This is a genomic window from Stenotrophomonas sp. YJH_SMC_58 (assembly GCF_059369635.1).
The window spans coordinates 71,076-87,651 of record NZ_JCAFSW010000002.1 but is presented as its reverse complement, the minus strand read 5'-3'; the positions used below and the strand labels follow the sequence as shown (position 1 = coordinate 87,651).

General features: G+C 67.4%; 15 protein-coding genes. 12 read left to right on the top strand and 3 right to left on the bottom strand.

The features are described 5' to 3' along the window. The first annotated feature begins 2 nt into the window (after positions 1-2). The 5 genes from AC5P68_RS02930 to AC5P68_RS02910 all read left to right on the top strand — a co-directional run bounded on the left by AC5P68_RS02930 (position 3) and on the right by AC5P68_RS02910 (position 5,501). Entirely contained in the window at positions 3-974 is a 972-nt protein-coding gene (locus tag AC5P68_RS02930; protein WP_033834456.1) for an aldo/keto reductase, read from the top strand. A gap of 304 nt (positions 975-1,278) precedes the next feature. Next, complete coding sequence (hemP, locus tag AC5P68_RS02925; protein WP_005412278.1) at positions 1,279-1,473, top strand: hemin uptake protein HemP; 195 nt, start codon at positions 1,279-1,281, stop codon at positions 1,471-1,473. 153 nt (positions 1,474-1,626) lie between these two features. Beyond that, a complete protein-coding gene (locus tag AC5P68_RS02920; RefSeq protein WP_414497751.1) occupies positions 1,627-3,897 on the top strand; it encodes a TonB-dependent hemoglobin/transferrin/lactoferrin family receptor in 2,271 nt (756 codons plus the stop codon). Between the two features lie 4 nt (positions 3,898-3,901). Beyond that, the gene (locus AC5P68_RS02915) at positions 3,902-4,501 is read left to right on the top strand and encodes a ChuX/HutX family heme-like substrate-binding protein (protein ID WP_049397450.1); all 600 of its coding nucleotides are present in this window, start codon (positions 3,902-3,904) and stop codon (positions 4,499-4,501) included. 73 nt (positions 4,502-4,574) lie between these two features. Continuing rightward, positions 4,575-5,501, top strand: coding sequence for a DUF6607 family protein (locus tag AC5P68_RS02910; RefSeq protein ID WP_099484683.1), 927 nt, complete (start codon positions 4,575-4,577; stop codon positions 5,499-5,501). Between the two features lie 108 nt (positions 5,502-5,609). On the opposite strand, the gene AC5P68_RS02905 is transcribed toward AC5P68_RS02910, so the two are convergent. Both AC5P68_RS02905 and AC5P68_RS02900 read right to left on the bottom strand, forming a co-directional pair. Next, on the bottom strand, positions 5,610-8,126 hold the full coding sequence (locus AC5P68_RS02905; RefSeq protein ID WP_423373176.1) for an ABC transporter permease: 2,517 nt from the start codon (positions 8,124-8,126) through the stop codon (positions 5,610-5,612). Next, on the bottom strand, positions 8,123-8,770 hold the full coding sequence (locus AC5P68_RS02900; RefSeq protein WP_049454848.1) for an ABC transporter ATP-binding protein: 648 nt from the start codon (positions 8,768-8,770) through the stop codon (positions 8,123-8,125). The genes AC5P68_RS02905 and AC5P68_RS02900 overlap by 4 nt, the downstream gene beginning before the upstream one ends. 75 nt (positions 8,771-8,845) lie before the next feature. On the opposite strand from AC5P68_RS02900, the gene AC5P68_RS02895 reads away from it, so the two are divergent. The 3 genes from AC5P68_RS02895 to AC5P68_RS02885 all read left to right on the top strand — a co-directional run bounded on the left by AC5P68_RS02895 (position 8,846) and on the right by AC5P68_RS02885 (position 11,719). Beyond that, the gene (locus tag AC5P68_RS02895) at positions 8,846-9,490 is read left to right on the top strand and encodes an arylesterase (protein ID WP_033834742.1); all 645 of its coding nucleotides are present in this window, start codon (positions 8,846-8,848) and stop codon (positions 9,488-9,490) included. 87 nt (positions 9,491-9,577) lie between these two features. Continuing rightward, entirely contained in the window at positions 9,578-10,291 is a 714-nt protein-coding gene (locus AC5P68_RS02890) for a response regulator transcription factor (RefSeq protein ID WP_002811889.1), read from the top strand. 156 nt (positions 10,292-10,447) lie between these two features. Then, on the top strand, positions 10,448-11,719 hold the full coding sequence (locus AC5P68_RS02885; RefSeq protein WP_005408124.1) for a sensor histidine kinase: 1,272 nt from the start codon (positions 10,448-10,450) through the stop codon (positions 11,717-11,719). Between the two features lie 132 nt (positions 11,720-11,851). Here the strand turns inward: AC5P68_RS02885 and AC5P68_RS02880 are convergent, their stop codons facing one another. Further along, positions 11,852-12,553, bottom strand: coding sequence for an SGNH/GDSL hydrolase family protein (locus tag AC5P68_RS02880; protein ID WP_049433205.1), 702 nt, complete (start codon positions 12,551-12,553; stop codon positions 11,852-11,854). A gap of 212 nt (positions 12,554-12,765) precedes the next feature. Between AC5P68_RS02880 and AC5P68_RS02875 the strand changes: the two genes are divergently transcribed. From AC5P68_RS02875 to AC5P68_RS02860, 4 genes are all read left to right on the top strand, one after another. Next, on the top strand, positions 12,766-13,161 hold the full coding sequence (locus AC5P68_RS02875) for a diacylglycerol kinase (RefSeq protein ID WP_005408126.1): 396 nt from the start codon (positions 12,766-12,768) through the stop codon (positions 13,159-13,161). Between the two features lie 33 nt (positions 13,162-13,194). Continuing rightward, entirely contained in the window at positions 13,195-13,944 is a 750-nt protein-coding gene (locus tag AC5P68_RS02870; RefSeq protein ID WP_005408127.1) for a TerC family protein, read from the top strand. 226 nt (positions 13,945-14,170) lie between these two features. Further along, positions 14,171-15,331: an MFS transporter gene (locus AC5P68_RS02865; RefSeq protein ID WP_012479186.1), complete on the top strand. Its 1,161-nt coding sequence runs from the start codon at positions 14,171-14,173 to the stop codon at positions 15,329-15,331. A 623-nt stretch (positions 15,332-15,954) separates the two neighbouring features. After that, complete coding sequence (locus tag AC5P68_RS02860; protein WP_033834743.1) at positions 15,955-16,575, top strand: LemA family protein; 621 nt, start codon at positions 15,955-15,957, stop codon at positions 16,573-16,575. Position 16,576: the final 1 nt, after the last annotated feature.

The following is a 16,576-nucleotide window of genomic DNA, read 5'->3' as shown; positions in this document are numbered from 1 at the left end:
GCATGCAATACCGTCGCTTGGGCTCCACCGGCCTGCCGATTTCCGCCCTGTCCTTCGGCGCCTGGGTGACCTTCGGTGACCAGATCCCGCGCGACGAGGCCCGCAACCTGGTGGCGGCCGCCTGGGATCATGGCGTCAACTTCTTCGACAATGCCGAGGGCTATGCCAACGGCCGCGCCGAACAGGTGATGGGCGATGTGATCGCCGACCTGCGCCTGCCGCGCGACGGTTTCTGCGTCTCCAGCAAGGTGTTCTTCGGCAGCGCCAAGGACCCACGGCCGACCCAGCGCGGCCTGTCGCGCAAGCATGTGACCGATGCCTGCCATGCCGCGCTCAAGCGCCTGCGGGTGGATTACCTGGACCTCTATTACTGCCACCGCCCGGATCCGGACGCACCGGTCGCCGAGACCGTGCATGCCATGGACACCCTGGTGCGGCAGGGCAAGATCCTCTACTGGGGGACCTCGGAGTGGTCGGCCGTGCAGATCCAGCAGGCGCTGGACATCGCGCAGGCGCGCAACCTGCAGGGCCCGTCGATGGAGCAGCCGCAGTACAACCTGCTGCACCGCGAGCGGGTCGAGGTCGAGTACGCGCCGCTGTATGCCGGCGCCGGACTGGGCACCACCATCTTCTCGCCGCTGGCCTCGGGCCTGCTCACCGGCAAGTACGACCAGGGCATCCCGGCCGATGCACGGCTGGGGCGCGAAGGCATGGAGTGGTTGCAGGACCTGGTGCTGGGGGCCGACGCCGGGGCCCGCCTGGGTCAGGTGCGCCGTTTCAGCGAAGTCGCGCGCGCGCTGGGCCAGGCCCCGGCCACGCTGGCGATTGCCTGGTGCCTGCGCAACCCGAATGTCTCCAGCGTGATCCTCGGCGCCAGCCGGGTCAGCCAGCTGCTGCAGAACCTGCAGGCCCTGGACGTGCTGGAGCAGGTCGACGCGGCCGGCTGGGCGCAGGTCGAAGCCGTCTTCGCCTGAACCCCGGGGCCGACCGGGCCTCGGGGGCCTCGCTCGGGCCGGTTCGGCCGAGGGAACGGGACGGGAACGCGAACGGGAACGGTAGAGTCGCCTGTGAGTCGACTGCTTCGAATAACCGACTGCTTCGAGCAACAGCAGTCGACCAACAGTCGACTCTACACACCTGCGTCGCCATTTAATTGATGCGATCTATCGAATTACGGAACTCGATCATTAATCCCATCAATGAAATTGAGAATGGTTGTTGATTGTCAACTGAGAATCATTATCATTTGACTCGTCCCTCGCACGAGTCCAGATGCTCATGAATGCTCAACCTGTACTGCTGCGCCCCGAAACGCTGACCCTCCGCGATCGACCGGTCCGCGTCGTTCCGCCGGAAGAGGTCATCGACAGCGAAGCCCTGCTCAAGGGCCGTCGTGAAATCCTGATCCAGCACGGCGACCGCTTCTATCGCCTGCGGCACACCAGCAACGACAAGCTGATCCTGACCAAGTAATCGCGGTCTGGTCGCCCGCCTCCCTCCCTCCTGCCGGCAGGGCCGACAGGGTGGGCGACCCGTCCGCTCCCGCTCTCTCCCCCTCGGTCTACCGCGTGCACCTTCCGGGTGTGCCGGTAACCGGGGGTTCCCCTGCCTGACCGAACGAACCCGATGACCCGCCATACCGCCCTTTGCCTTGCTGTCTGGATGGCGCTGCCGCTGTCCGCCCACGCTGCTGCCACTGCTGCCACTGCTGCCACTGCTGCCACTGCTGCCCCCGATGCGCGCGAATTCGATCGGGTGCAGGTCACCGCCACCCGCACCGAGCGGGCGGTGAGCGACGTGGCGGCCACGGTGGATGTCATCGACCGTGAGCAGATGGACCGGCACCTGGTGCAGGACATCAAGGATCTGGTGCGCTACGAGCCGGGACTGTCGGTCACCCGCAGCGCGACCCGCTTCGGCCTGGATGGTTTCCGCATCCGTGGCCTGGACGGCAACCGCGTGCGCATCCAGACCGACGGCATCGTCATGCCGACCCGGTTCGACATCGGTTCGTTCGCCAGTTCCAACCGCAACTTCACCGACCTCGATACGCTCAAGCGCGTCGAGATCGTGCGTGGACCGGCCAGCTCGCTGTACGGCTCCGACGCACTCGGTGGCGTGGTCGCGTTCGTGACCAAAGACCCGGCCGACTATCTCAAGGACGGCAAGAACAGCTACTTCGGCCTGAAGTTCGGCTACGACGGTGAGTGGAAGGGCCTGCTCGGCGGTGCCACCGCCGCCTTCGGTGGCGACCACTGGAGCGGCCTGGTCAACGTCAACCATCACCAGGGCCAGGAAACGGACAACAAGGGCACGGTGCGCAGCGACAACGACACCCGCACCGCGTCCAATCCGCAGGATCGCGACGGCCGCAGCCTGCTCAGCAAACTGGTCTATGCACCCAGCGAGGACCAGCGCTTCCGCTTGACCGTGGAAGGCAACGAAGACACCACCGATACCAATGTGCTGTCGGCGATCGCCAGCGTTGCACCGCGCCCCGGCGCGATGGCTGCGGCCACTGGCATGAAGTCCCACGACACCCAGAAGCGCAACCGCGTGTCCTTCGCCCACGAGATGGATGCGCTGGACCAGCCGTTCGCCGACAGCCTGCATTGGCAGGTGTACGCGCAGAACAGCGAAACCCGGCAGCAGACCGACGAGACCCGCACCGACGGCACCCGCCGCCACCGCGTGTTCTCCTTCGACCAGCATGCCTATGGCCTGCAGGCGCAGTTCAACAAGGCGTTCACCACCGGCAGCGTCGAGCACGCATTGACCTACGGTTTCGAAGGCACCCGTACCGAGATCCGCCAGAAGCGCGACGGCTATCAGGTCAGCAAGGCTGGCGTGGTCAGCAACACGGTGCTGCCGGACACCTTCCCGGTGCGTGACTTCCCGATCAGCAAGACCACCGAGCTGGGCCTGTATGCACAGGATGAGATGCGCTTTGCCGATGGCCGGCTGTCGCTGGTACCGGGCGTGCGCGTGGACCGCTACGAGCTGAAGCCGGAAGTGGACAGCATCTTCGCCGAAGACAACCCGACCACGGCCGTGGCGCAGCTGAAGAAGACCAGCGTGTCGCCGAAGCTGGGCATGGTCTGGCGCTTCACCGACGAATGGTCGCTGTTCGCCGGTTATGCGCGTGGCTTCCGTTCGCCGCCGTACAACGACGTCAACATCGGCCTGACCAACGTCGCCTTCCGCTATACCGCCATCGCCAACCCGGATCTGAAGCCGGAAACCAGCGACGGTTACGAACTGGGCCTGCGCTTCATCGCGCCGGCGGCGTACGTCAGCGTCAGCGGCTACTACAACGACTACAAGGATTTCATCCAGTCCAACGTCGATACCGGTCGCAACGCACAGGGTTTGACCGTGTTCCAGTCGCAGAACATCGCCGACGCGCGCATCTATGGCGCGGAAATGAAGGCCGGCATCGAGTTCGGCGAACTCAGCCCGGCGCTGAAGGGCTGGGCGCTGCGCAGTGCGTTGGCATGGTCGCGTGGTGACAACCGGACCGATGACGAACCGCTGGCCTCGGTCGATCCGCTGCGTGGCACGCTGGGCCTGATGTACGACACCGATACCTGGGGCGTCGAACTGGCCGGTACCTTCGTGCAGCGCAAGAAGCGCCTGTCGCCGCCTGCAGCGCAGACCAATCCGAACGCACCGGCGCCGTTCGTCTACCAGCCGGCCGGCTACGGCGTGCTGGACCTGATGGCGCACTGGAACTTCGCGCCGGGTGCCACCTTCAATGTCGGCGTGTTCAACCTGGCCGACAAGCGCTACATCGAATGGTCGTCGATCACCCCGAGCCTGATCACCGATCGCGCACTGAGCGATCGTTTCAGCAGCCCGGGCCGCACCTTCTCCGCCAGCCTTGCCGTTTCCTGGTGACCTCATGAGCCGAGCACTGTCCGCACGCAGGAATGACTCCATCGCCGCGCCGAACAGCGCGGCCTGGCCGACCCCGGCACAGCTGGCCACGCTCGGCACCGTGTTGTGCCTGTACCACGCCGACGGCAACGAGCTGGGCGGCTGGCGCCAGGCCGTACGCGTACACGCCTGTCAGGGCGTGGACAGCGAGGGGCTGCGCGAAAGCCTGTGCTTCCTTGATGGCCGCGGCCGCTGCGTGTGGCGCCTGTACCTGCTGCCCGACAGCGATTTCCTGGCCTGGGACCGTCTGGTCGCGCCGCTGCCGCCGGGACCGGAACACGACGTCGAGGCGAGCGTTGGCGAACGCTTGTGGCGGCGTCTGGCCGGCCATCTTGGCGGCCAGCGCTGGCGCCTGTGCGCGCTGCGCCTGCATGCCGCCGACGACGGACGCACGCTGGCCGCCAGTCTGTCGACCCTGTCCTCGCTGGGCGCGGCCACCGCGCGCCGCATCGCACGCCTGGAAGGTGCTGAAGGCGAGCTGGCGATCGACGACTGCTGCTGTGCCGACGCCGCCCGGCGTCCGGCGCCCCAGATTCCCGGCGACCTGCCGCTGATCCGCCTGTGACCCTCTCCTGATGGAACGCCCGTTGGCCACGGATGGCCCCTCGATGAATCTGCAACCCCGAAGGAAAACCCCGATGAAGCTCCAGACAGCCAGCGCCATGCTGCTGCTCGCCGCCAGCGGCGTGGCCAGCGCGCAGCCCTCCGACATCGCCCGCGACCACGACAGCATCCTCGCCATGCAGGGTGAGTACACCGTGGACTTCGCCTTCGACGAGACCGTGCTGCTGAAGCCGGGCTACGAGCGTGCACCGGCGATGCGCAGCGGCGGCAGTGAAGTGGTCATCGTGGTCGAGGACACGCCGAAGCGCATCGTGCTGCAGCACCTGCTGCTGGATGAAAAGAGCGGCCACATCACCAAGCACTGGCGCCAGGACTGGGTGTACGAAGCACCGAACCGTTTCGAGTTCAGCGCCGACCAGACCTGGAGGGTGCGCAGTATTCCGTCGGCGGTGAACCAGGGCGCCTGGACCCAGTGCGTGTACGAAGTGAGCGACGCACCGCGCTACTGTGGCACCGGCACCTGGACCTACACCAACAACGTGCCGAGCTGGACCAGCGACCTGAGCTGGCGCCCGCTGCCGCGCCGTGAGTACACCAAGCGCAGCGACTACAACGCGCTGGCTGTGGTCAACCGCCACACGCTGACCCCGAACGGCTGGACCCACGAGCAGTTCAACACCAAGGTGCAGCGCAACGCCGATGGCAGCCAAGTGGAGATCGCACGCGAGTTCGGCTTCAACGACTATGTGAAGACCACCGAGGTCGACTTCACCCCGGCGCGCAACTACTGGAAGGCCACCGCCGGCTACTGGGCCAAGGTTCGCCAGCGCTGGGACGGTTTCCTGACCCAGGCCCCGGGCGTGCACCTGAAGACCAGGATCGACGGCATGGCGATGATCATTCCGCTGTTCACCCAGGCCGAAGCGATCCAGTCCGGCAAGAAGGTGAAGGACAAGCAGATCGACGACGTGTTCGCCAAGTACGTGGAAAAGGCCCAGTAGATCCACGCCATGCGTGGAATGTGCTTGTTCCTTGAACACTGGCAGCGCCGTCCTGGGCTCTTGGTAGGTGCCGAGCTTGCTCGGCACGCGCCCCGGTCCGGCGCCGCCTCAGGCCTCGCGCAGCGCCAATGCCGGTGGCGTATGCAGGATCGCCCGCGTACCCCACCAGCCTGCCAGCAGGCTCAGCCCGATGCCGACCACGCCGCCGATCAGCAGGCCCGGCCACGGCGGCAGCAATGGCAGCTCGAACACCTTCTGCGAGACTGCCACGCCGATGGCGGCCGCCGCGCCCACCGCGAGCAACGCGGCCAGCGTGCCCAGTGCGCCGAACTCCACCAGCACCGCACCGCGCAGCTGGCGCCGGGTCGCGCCCAGCGTGCGCAGCACCGCGCTGTCGTAGCGACGCTCGCCCGCCGTGGCCTGCAGCGCGGCCAGCAGCACCAGCACGCCGGCCAGCAGGCTGAACACCATCACCAGCTTCACCGCCTGTGCCACCCGCTCCATCACATCGCGCACCTGCGAGATCACCGCGTCCACGTCCAGCAGCGACAGGTTGGGCTGAGCGCGCACCAGCTCGCCCAGTCCGGCTGCCTTGCCGGCCGGCAGGTGGAATGCCGACAGCAGGTTGTGCGGTGTATCGCCCACCGCGTTCGGGTTCAGCAGCACGAAGAAGTTCGGGCGGAAGGTGTTCCAGTCGGCCTTGCGCACACTGGTCACGGTGAACTCGCGCTCCTGCTCGCCTACTGCAATGGTGATGCGGTCGCCCGGATATACGCCGTAGCGCTTGGCCCAGCCGATCTCAACCGACGCCTCCGATGCCGTGCTGTCGGGCGTCCAGAAGGTGCCGTTCATCAGCGTGTTGGCCGGCGGGAAGCTGCTGCGCCAGCTGAAGTTCAACGGCCGGTTCTCGTCGTCATCATCGCGCTGACCTTCGCCCTGTGCCGCTTGTCCGTCCTGACCGGGCTCGCGATCCACGCGCAACGGCGGCTTGCCGTTGATCGCGATCAGGCGGCCGGTGGCCATCGGTTCGATGCTGGCGTCGTTGGCGCCCAGTCCACGCAGCGCGGCCAGCACGCTGTCGCGCTGTTCGGGCTGGATGTTGATCAGGAAGTAGTTCGGCGTATCCGCGGGCAGGCGTTCGCGCCATTGCTGCAGCAGGCCGGGGCCGGTCACCGCCAGCAGCAACAGCGCGCACAGCGACAGCGACAGCCCGACCAGCTGCATCACCGCCAGCATCCGGCGCCGGGTCAGCGCCGCCAGGCCCAGCCGCCAGTGGCCGTGCAGGCGGTGCTGCAGGCCGCGCAGCAGCTGCAGCAGCACGAAGCCGACCACGCCGGCCGCCACCGCCAACGCGGCCAGGCCGCCCAGCACCCATAGCGCCAGCTTGAGATCACCGGTCACCTGCACCGCCAGCAGCAGGCTCGCCGCCAGCGCTGCTACGTAGGCCAGCAGCGAGGCCGGGGGCAGGGCGGCGAAGGAGCGGTTGAGCACGCGCATCGGCGGCACCCCGCGTAGGCGCAGCAGCGGCGGCAGGCCGAAGCCGAACAGCAGCAACAGGCCGATGCCGGCGCCGGTCAGCGCCGGCATTGCCTCGGGCAGCGGCAGGCGCTGCGGCACCAGGCTGCCCAGCACCTGCACCAGGCCTTCCTGCGCGGCCATGCCCAGGCCGATGCCGAGCGCACAGGCCGGCACCGCCAGCATCAGCAGCTGCAGCGCCAGGCCAAGCAGGATGTCGCGCTGGCGCGCGCCCAGGCAGCGCAGGATCGCCACCTGGTCGATGCGGCGCAGGGCAAAACGGTTGGCCGCCAGCGCGGTCGCCACGCCGGCTAGCAATACCGCCAGCAGCGCGCTCAGGCCGAGGAAGCGCCCGGCCAGATCAAAGGCCTGGCGCACGCCGCGCTGGGTGTCGTCCACGCTAAGCAGGCGAAGGCCTTTCACCTGTGGCAGCAGCCACTCGCGCAGGGACGCGACCTGTCCTGCCGGTCCTGCAAACATCAGCCGGTAGTTGATGCGGCTGCCCGGACCGAGCAGGCCCGTGCCTTCCACATCGGCGCGGTTGACCAGCAGGGTGGGGGAGAGCGTCAGCAGGTCGCCACCGGTATCCGGTTCGGCCTCGATGATGCCGGCGATGCGCAGCGTGCCAGCGCCGAACTCGAGATCGTCGCCGGCCTTCAGTCCCAGTCCCTGCAACAGGCGCGGGTCGGCATAGGCCTGGCCCTTGGGCGGCGTGCCGGCGTTGGCGATCAGCGCGCCACCGGGCGTGCTGCGCACCCGCAGCGTGCCACGCAGCGGATAGCCCGCCTGCACCGCCTTGATGCTGGCCATCTGGCTGGCATCACCGTTGAACAGCACGCTGCCGAAGCTGGCGATGCGGGTGAAGGCCAGTCCACGCCGCTGCGCCTCGTCGACGAATGCCTGCGGCGGGTCATCGCGCCCGGCGATGCCGAGGTCGCCGCCGAGCATCTCCGCCGCGCTGCCGGTCAGTGCCAGGTTGACCCGGTTCACCAGCGTGCCGACCGCGGTCATCACCGCCACGCCCAGCACCAGTGCGGCGAACACGGTCAGCAGGTCACCGGCCAGCGCCTCGCGGCGCAGCGCGCGCCACGCATGCCGCAGCAGGTTCATGCCTGCGCCCCACGCTCGACCGGCAGCAGGCGGCCGTCGTCGATGCGGTGGATGTACTGGCAACGCTGGGCCAGGCGCAGGTCGTGGGTGACCAGCACCAGGGTGGTGCCGCTGCCGGCGTTGAGTTCGAACAGCAGGTCGCTGATGTGCTGGCCGGTGGCGTGGTCCAGCGAGCCGGTCGGTTCGTCGGCGAACAGGATGCGCGGGCGGGTGACGAACGCACGTGCCAATGCCACGCGTTGCTGCTCGCCGCCCGACAACTGGCGCGGATAGTGGCGGGCGCGATGGGCCAGCCCGACCTGGGCCAGCACTTCATCGACCCGCGCCCGGTCTTCGCGCCCGGCCAGTTCCAGCGGCAGCGCGACATTCTCGGCGGCGGTCAGCGCCGGCAGCAGGTGGAAACTCTGGAACACGAAGCCGACCTCACGCGAGCGCAGCTGGGCGCGGGCCTCCTCGTCCAGCGCCGACAGGTCCTGGCCAGCCAGCGCGACGCGGCCGCGACTGGGCAGGTCCAGCCCGGCCAGCAGGCCAAGCAGGGTGGTCTTGCCGGAACCGGAGGCGCCGACGATGGCCACGCTGGTGCCTTCATGGACCTTCAGGGTGATGTTGTCCAGTATGTGGACTTCACCCTCCGGGCCCTGCACGGACTTGCCGACCTGGTCGACGGCGATGGCGACGGGCGCGCTGCGGGGGGACAGGCTGTCGATGAGGAGACTCCAATGCGCAAGACGGGATGGAGCCGGCGAGCCGGCGCGATGATGGTGCTGCTGCTAGGGTTCCTGCTGCTGCCGGGGCTGGCCTGTGCCAAAGGTCCGGCCGGTACCGTGCTGGTGCTCGGCGACAGCCTCAGTGCTGCCCACAATATCCCTGCCGACGCCGGCTGGGTCAGCCTGCTGCAGCAGCGGGTCAGGCAGCAGTCGAAAACCCCGGCGCGCATCGTCAACGCCAGCATGAGCGGCGAGACCACCGCCGGCGCACTCACCCGCCTGCCGGCCCTGCTGGCGAAGGAAAAGCCGACCGTGGTAGTGATCGCCCTTGGCGGCAATGACGCACTGCGCGGGCTGACCCCGGCGCAGGTGCAGGGCAACCTGGGAAAGATGGTGCAGGCCAGCCAGAAGGCGGGCGCGAAGGTGCTGCTGCTGGGCATTGACGTGCCGCCCAACTACGGGCCGGCCTATCGCCAGCGCCTGGCGGCGGCCTACAAGGCGCTGGCCACGCAGTACAAGGTGCCGCTGCTGCCCTTCCTGCTGGAGGGCGTCGCCCTGCAGCCGGGCATGATGCAGGCCGACGGCCTGCACCCGACCGCACAGGCGCAGCCAAAGGTGCTGGACAACGTCTGGCCGCTGCTGAGGCCGCTGCTCTGAACCGTTTGTGTACCTCTTGACGGAACTTCACATCGCGTCCACCGTCGATCCGGCATGTTTCACAAAGCTGAAGTTAGAGGGAATCACATGCGTCAGACGAAGGAGACCTCCGGCTTGGTGCTGGTGGTCGAAGACAACCGCAACATCTCCGAGATGATCGGGGAATACCTGGAAGGTCGCGGCTTCGAAGTCGACTATGCACAGGACGGCCTGGATGGCTACCGCCTTGCGGCGGAGAACAGCTATGACGTCGTGGTGCTCGACTTGATGTTGCCGCGCCTGGATGGCATCGAAGTGTGCCGTCGCCTGCGCAACGATGCGCGCAAGTCCACCCCGGTGCTGATGCTCACGGCACGCGACACGCTGGACGACAAGCTCACCGGCCTGGGTTTCGGTGCCGATGACTACCTGACCAAGCCGTTCGCGATCCAGGAGCTGGAAGCCCGCCTGCGCGCGCTGATCCGTCGCGAACGTCGCCAGGTCGGTTCGGAAGTGCTGAAGGTGGCCGACTTGGTGCTCGATCCGGTCAGCATGCGTGCGACCCGTGCCGGCACCGAGCTGCAGCTTTCGCCGATCGGCCTGCGCCTGCTGACCATCCTGATGCGCGAATCGCCGCGCGTGGTCACCCGCCAGGAGATCGAGCGCGAGATCTGGGGCAATGGCCTGCCGGATTCGGACACCCTGCGCAGCCACCTGTACAACCTGCGCAAGATCATCGACAAGCCGTTCGACCGTCCGCTGCTGCACACCGTGCAGAGTGCCGGCTACCGCATTGCCGACATCGCCCAGCCGATGGCCTGAGCAGGATACCCGCCGGTGCAGCAGCAGGCCCGGCCGGGTTGTGGCCACGTACGAGGGCAGGGCATGACCGGCCGGCGTTGCCGCCGGTCATCGCCCATGCACCCGCACGGCGTGGCGCGCTGCCTATAATCGCAGCGCTCTGACCGGGACTCCGCAATGCCGCACGGCCTGCCGCGCAAGATCCGTATCGCCTTCATCCTGCAGGCAGTGCTGGCCAGCCTGGGTATCCTGCTGGGTGCGTGGCTGGTCTCGCTGGTGATCAAGCACAGCCTGGTGGGCGCTGCCCTGCGCGAGGAGGCGGCGTACTACTGGACGCTGCACGAAGCGTCCCCGGTGCAGCCACCGCCCAATACCCAGAACATCCGCGGCTACCTGCTGGAAAGCGGGCAGTCGGCACTGTCGTTGCCGGCCAACCTGCGCAATCTGGAGCCCGGCTTCCACGAACTACCCAAGGACGACCAGCTGGTGCTGGTTGATGTGCGCCCGGCTGGCCGCCTGTACCTGGTGTTCCTGCGCTCGCGCGCAGAGATGCTGGCGTTCTGGTTCGGCATCGTGCCGGTGCTGCTGACCCTGTTGGCGGTGTATGGCGCCAGCTGGGTGACCTACCGCGCGTCCAAGCGCCTGGTGTCGCCGGTGAACTGGCTGGCTCGACGCGTCTCGCGCTGGGACCCGGGGCATCCGGAAGCGGCCGACCTGGAGCCCAACAAGCTGCCGGCGGACATGCAGGGCGAGACCCGGCAGCTGGCGGCCGCGTTGCACTCGCTGGCCAACCGGGTCAGCGCGCACGTGGCTCGCGAGCGCAACTTCACCCGCGATGCCAGCCATGAACTGCGCACGCCGCTGACCGTCATCCGCGTTGCCAGCGACATGGCACTGGGTGATGAAAGCCTGCAGCCGCGCCTGCGCCGCAGCCTGCAGCGCATCCAGCGGGCTGGCCGCGACATGGAAGCGGTGATCGATGCGTTCCTGATCCTGGCCCGCGAGGCAGACGTCGAACCGCAGATCGAGCTGTTCGACGTCAACGACATCGTCCGCTATGAAGTGGACAACGCCAACGAACTGCTGGGGGCTCGCCCGGTGTCGGTGCACCTGCACAGCGATGGCCCGGTGCAGCTGCATGCGCCGCCGCGGGTGCTGCAGGTGGTGGTCAGCAACCTGGTGCGCAATGCATGCAGCTACACCGACGAGGGGCGCATCGACGTGCATGTGCACAACGATCGGGTGGTGGTGCACGATACCGGCATCGGCATGTCCCCCGAAGCGCTGTCACGGGCGTTCGAGCCGTTCTATCGCGCCGAACCCAGCCGGCCGCAGGGTACCGGCCTGGGCCTGTCGATCGTACGCAGGCTGTGTGATCGCTTCGGCTGGAAGGTCAGCCTGGCCAGCGAGCCGGGCCAGGGCACCGAAGCGACGGTGGTGTTCCGCTGACCGGGCGCCTGCTGCCTTGGTAGTTGCCGACCTTGGTCGGCGCTTTCAGCAGGATTCACGCCGGTGTCCCATGCCAACCAAGGTTGGCATCTACCGGAGCGCGTGCGTGGCGCGCTCCGGCGCACGTCCGCCTCAGTTGCAGTTGACCTTCGGCGCCAGCGCCCTGGTCCAGATCGCATACCCGGCCGGGGTCATGTGCAGCATGTCCTCGCGGAACAGCTTCGCATCCGGCTGGCCATCCGCGCCCAGCATCGGTGTGTAGATATCGGTGAAGCCGGTGTTGGGCAGCTTGGCCAGCGCGGCCTTGATCAGCGTGTTGGCCTCGTTGATCGCCGGCAGCAGGTGCGCCCGCGACGGGCTCGGCTTGATCGACAGGTACTCGACCTTGGTCTTCGGCAGGTCGCGATGCACGCGCTGCACGAAGGCGACCACGTCGTCGCGCACCTGGGTCGGGGTGCGGCCGCTGTTGAGGTCGTTGTCACCGGCGTAGAAGAACACCTTGCACGGCGCATACGGCACCACGATCTGGCCGGCATACCAGGTGCTGTCACGCACTTCCGAGCCGCCGAAACCGCGGTTGAATACAGGCTGGCCGGGGAAGTCGGTGGCCAGGTTCTCCCAGAAGCGGATGGAGGAGCTGCCGATGAATTCGATGCCACCGCGGGGCGGCGGGTTGGCCTGGTCGGCGCTGGCGAACCGGGCCATGTCGCCGGCCCAGGCCACGTTGGAGACCTGTTCGGGTACCCGGGGCGACGTGGTCGGGCCCAGGGCCTGGGCCAGCGGTGCGGCGGTCAGCAGGCCCAGCATCAGCAGGCAGGTACGGCGACGGGACATCAGGCGCTCCAGCAGGGAAGGGAACGTCATCATAGAAGCTGGGGCGGGCCGGGGCTTGCCCCTGGCAGTCCATTCACCGGGCCGGTGCCGGGATGCGGCTGGCGGCCTTGTGGCAAAATGGCGGCCATCTGCCTATTCCTGTGCACCCATGATTCCCTGCCGTGCGTCTGAGCGGTCGCTGCGCCGCGCCCCTGTTGCTGGATGTTCCACCCGTGGCTGATCAGTTCGGCCATCTGCCGCGCGGCCCGCGCCGCATCTTCCAGGCCGCCCGCTGGTCCTGGCAGGGCCTGCGCGCCGCCTGGCTGCACGAATCGTCGTTCCGGCTGGAGGTCTACCTGCTGATCCTGCTGGCGCCGGTCGCGGTCTGGCTGGGGCAGACGCCGGTCGAGCGTGCGCTGATGATCGGTTCGATGCTGCTGGTGCTGGCGATGGAACTGGCCAACTCGGCGATCGAGGCGGTGATCGAACGTTACGGCAGCGAAATCCACGAGTTGGCTGGCCGCGCCAAGGACATGGGCTCGGCGGCGGTGTTCGTGCTGATGATGAACGTGCTGTTGTGCTGGGCCCTGGTCGTGGTTCCGCACGCGCTGGCCGGCAGCTACGGCTGAAGCCCCATTCCCCCACTGCCTTGAAGAGATTCCATGTCCTTTGAGTTCCTCGCCGACCCCAATGCCTGGGTAACCCTGTTCACGCTCAGCGCGCTGGAAATCGTGCTCGGCATCGACAACCTGGTATTCATTTCCATCGCGGTCAGCAAGCTGCCGGAAGAACGTCGCCCGTTCGCACGCAAGCTCGGTATCGCCGTGGCCTGCATCACCCGTATCGGTCTGCTGGTGTCGCTGGCGTATCTGGCGCACATGGCGGCCAACCTGTTCACGGTGGCCGGCATGGGCATCTCCATCCGTGACCTGGTGCTGATCGTCGGTGGCCTGTTCCTGATCATCAAGGGCTGCATGGAGATCAAGGAACTGATCAGCGGCGGCGAGGATGAAGATCCGAGCACCACCAAGGCCTCGGCCGTGTTCGGCTACGTGATCGCGCAGATCGCGGTGATCGACATCGTGTTCTCGCTGGACTCGGTGATCACCGCGGTTGGCATCGCCGACCACATCCCGGTCATGGTCGCCGCCATCCTGCTGTCGGTGTTGGTGATGCTGCTGGCCGCCAACCCGCTGGGCCGCTTCATCGACGCCAACCCGACCGTGAAGATGCTGGCGCTGGCCTTCATCCTGATGATCGGTGCGGTGCTGATCCTGGACGGCCTGGACGTGCACGTGCCCAAGCCCTACATCTACGCCGCGATGGGCTTCTCGGTGCTGGTGGAATGGCTGAACCTGCTGATGCGCCGTCGCGCGCGCGAGCACAACGTGCCGGGCGCCGGCAACTGGTAAGCGCCTCTGGCATGTAAGTCCCTCAGAACCCCCGGCCCGGCCGGGGGTTCTGCGTTTGTGGGGGGGGCACGGCTCTGCTACGGCGCTGCGGTTTTTGCACTTGCAGCGGGTTTCCGTGCCTCACTTGTGAACCAGAATCAACAGTGTTTTCCCGGGGCGAGGCTTAATCCGCCACAGCAAAGCGCGCAGGCTACGCACTCCCGAATCCCTCCCCCAGGACCCCCCCATGAATTCCAGAGCCGCCTTGCTGGCGCTTGCCGTCGGCGCCTTCGCCATCGGAACCACCGAGTTTGCGCCGATGGGCCTGTTGCCGGTCATCGCCGACGGCGTGGGTGTGGGCATTCCCACTGCCGGCATGCTGATCACCGCTTACGCCGTGGGCGTGATGCTGGGCGCACCGGTGATGACCCTGCTGATGGGCCGCTTCGGCAAGCGCACCGCGCTGATGCTGCTGATGTCGATCTTCGTGGTCGGCAACCTGCTCTCGGCACTGGCCCCGAACTACGGCCTGCTGTTGCTGTCGCGCCTGGTCACCAGCCTCAACCACGGTGCCTTCTTCGGCATCGGTGCGGTGGTTGCCGCCAGCCTGGTGCCGAAGGACAAGCAGGCCGCCGCCGTGGCCACCATGTTCATGGGCCTGACCATCGCCAATATCGGCGGCGTGCCGCTGGCGACCTGGGTGGGCCAGCAACTGGGCTGGCGCCTGTCCTTCGCCGGTACTGCAGTGTTGGGCCTGATTGCGATCACCGCGCTCGGCTTCGCGCTGCCGGCATCTGCACCGGGGCCGCGCCCGGACGTGCGCCGCGAACTGAAGGCCATCCTGCAGCCGCAGGTACTGCTGGCGATGGGCACCACGGTGCTCGGCGCGGGTGCGATGTTCACTCTGTACACCTACGTGGCGCCGGTGCTGACCGAACTGACCGGCGCCTCCAACACCTTCATCGCGATGTCGCTGGCCCTGATCGGTATCGGCTTCACGTTTGGCAATGGCATCGGTGGGCGCATGGCCGACTGGTCGCTTGATGGCGCGACCCGCATCCTGCTGGCGGTCCTGGCCGTGCTGATGTTCGTGCTGCCGCTGGCCTTCATGCACCACGCCACTGCGGCGCTGGGCGTGCTGCTGTTCGGCGCGGCGACCTTCGCCATCGTGCCGCCGCTGCAGATCCGGGTGATGCAGGCGGCGAGCGAGGCGCCGGGCCTGGCGTCGTCGATCAACGTGGGTGCGTTCAACCTCGGCAACGCGGTGGGTGCCGCGCTGGGGGGCGCGGTGATCAGCTCGGGTTTGGGTTACGCGGCGATTCCGGTGGCCGGTGGCCTGCTGGCGGCATCGGGCCTGCTGCTGGCGTGGCTGGGGCGTCCCCGCACTGCGGTGGCTGAAGCCTGCTGAGGGGAGAGGGTTTCCGGCAGGGCTTGCAGCCCTGCACCCGCTGCAATCAACGTCAACGTCAAAAGCTGGTTATCCGTGGGGTGGCGGGGTGGGTCCGGTGGCGGGGGACGCCGTGAATCCGTCCCTGGAGGCTTGGCAGCCGCATCCATGCGGCCAGATCAGACACCCCCGCCACCGGACCCACCCCGCCTTCGACAATTTCCCGCGGTCTGCCGGAACGGCGTTCCGCTCCGGTAGGTGTCGACCTTGGTCGACACGAATGCCTGAAGAACCGCGTTTTGCTTTTGATTTTTCTTTTGATCTCCCCGCGGTGCCCAGGAAATTGTCCGTGGCCGGGAGGGTGGGTTGGCTGGGGGCGTGAGCGCCATGGGCCCGAGGCATGCCACGGGCGGGTTGGGCAGGATGCCCAACCCCGGTCTTGCCGTGTGCGCAGGACAGCGCACACGAGCAAGCGCGATCGAGCTTACATGGACGTACTTGCAGCGCCCCCCAGCCAACCCACCCTCCCGGCCGACCCCGATAACGCTTCCTCGCCAACCACCGCGGAGGGGGCGGTGCCCGATGGCCGGTCTTTCACTCGAACCGTGGCATGCTCGGTGCCCAGTCCACCCGGAACCTCCGCCATGCGCCTGTTCACCCGTGTCCTGCCCCTGATGCTGCTGGCCTCCCTGCTGTCCGGCTGCGGCTACAACGCCATCCAGCAGAAGGATGAAGCGGTCAAGGCCGGCTGGTCCGAAGTGCTCAACCAGTACAAGCGCCGCGCCGATCTGGTGCCCAACCTGGTGCAGACCGTGAAGGGCTTCGCCAGCCAGGAAGAGCGCGTGCTGACCGAAGTCACCAACGCCCGCTCGCGTGTTGGTCAGATCAACGTCAACGCCGACGACGAAGCCTCGCTCAAGCAGTTCCAGCAGGCCCAGGGTGAACTCGGCAGCGCACTGTCGCGGCTGCTGGTGGTCACCGAGAACTACCCGGTGCTGAAGTCGGACCAGAACTTCCGCGACCTGCAGGCTCAGCTGGAAGGCACTGAAAACCGCATCACCGTCGCCCGCGGCCGCTACATCCAGCAGGTGCAGGACTACAACACCTACATCCGCTCGTTCCCGCAGGTGATCACCGCCAAGATCTTCGGTTACAAGACCAAGCCGAACTTCACCGTGGAAAACGAAGCGCAGATCTCCAACGCGCCGGCGGTCGATTTCGGCAGCGCGCCGCAGCAGCAGCCGGCACCGCAGCCGGGCCACTGAC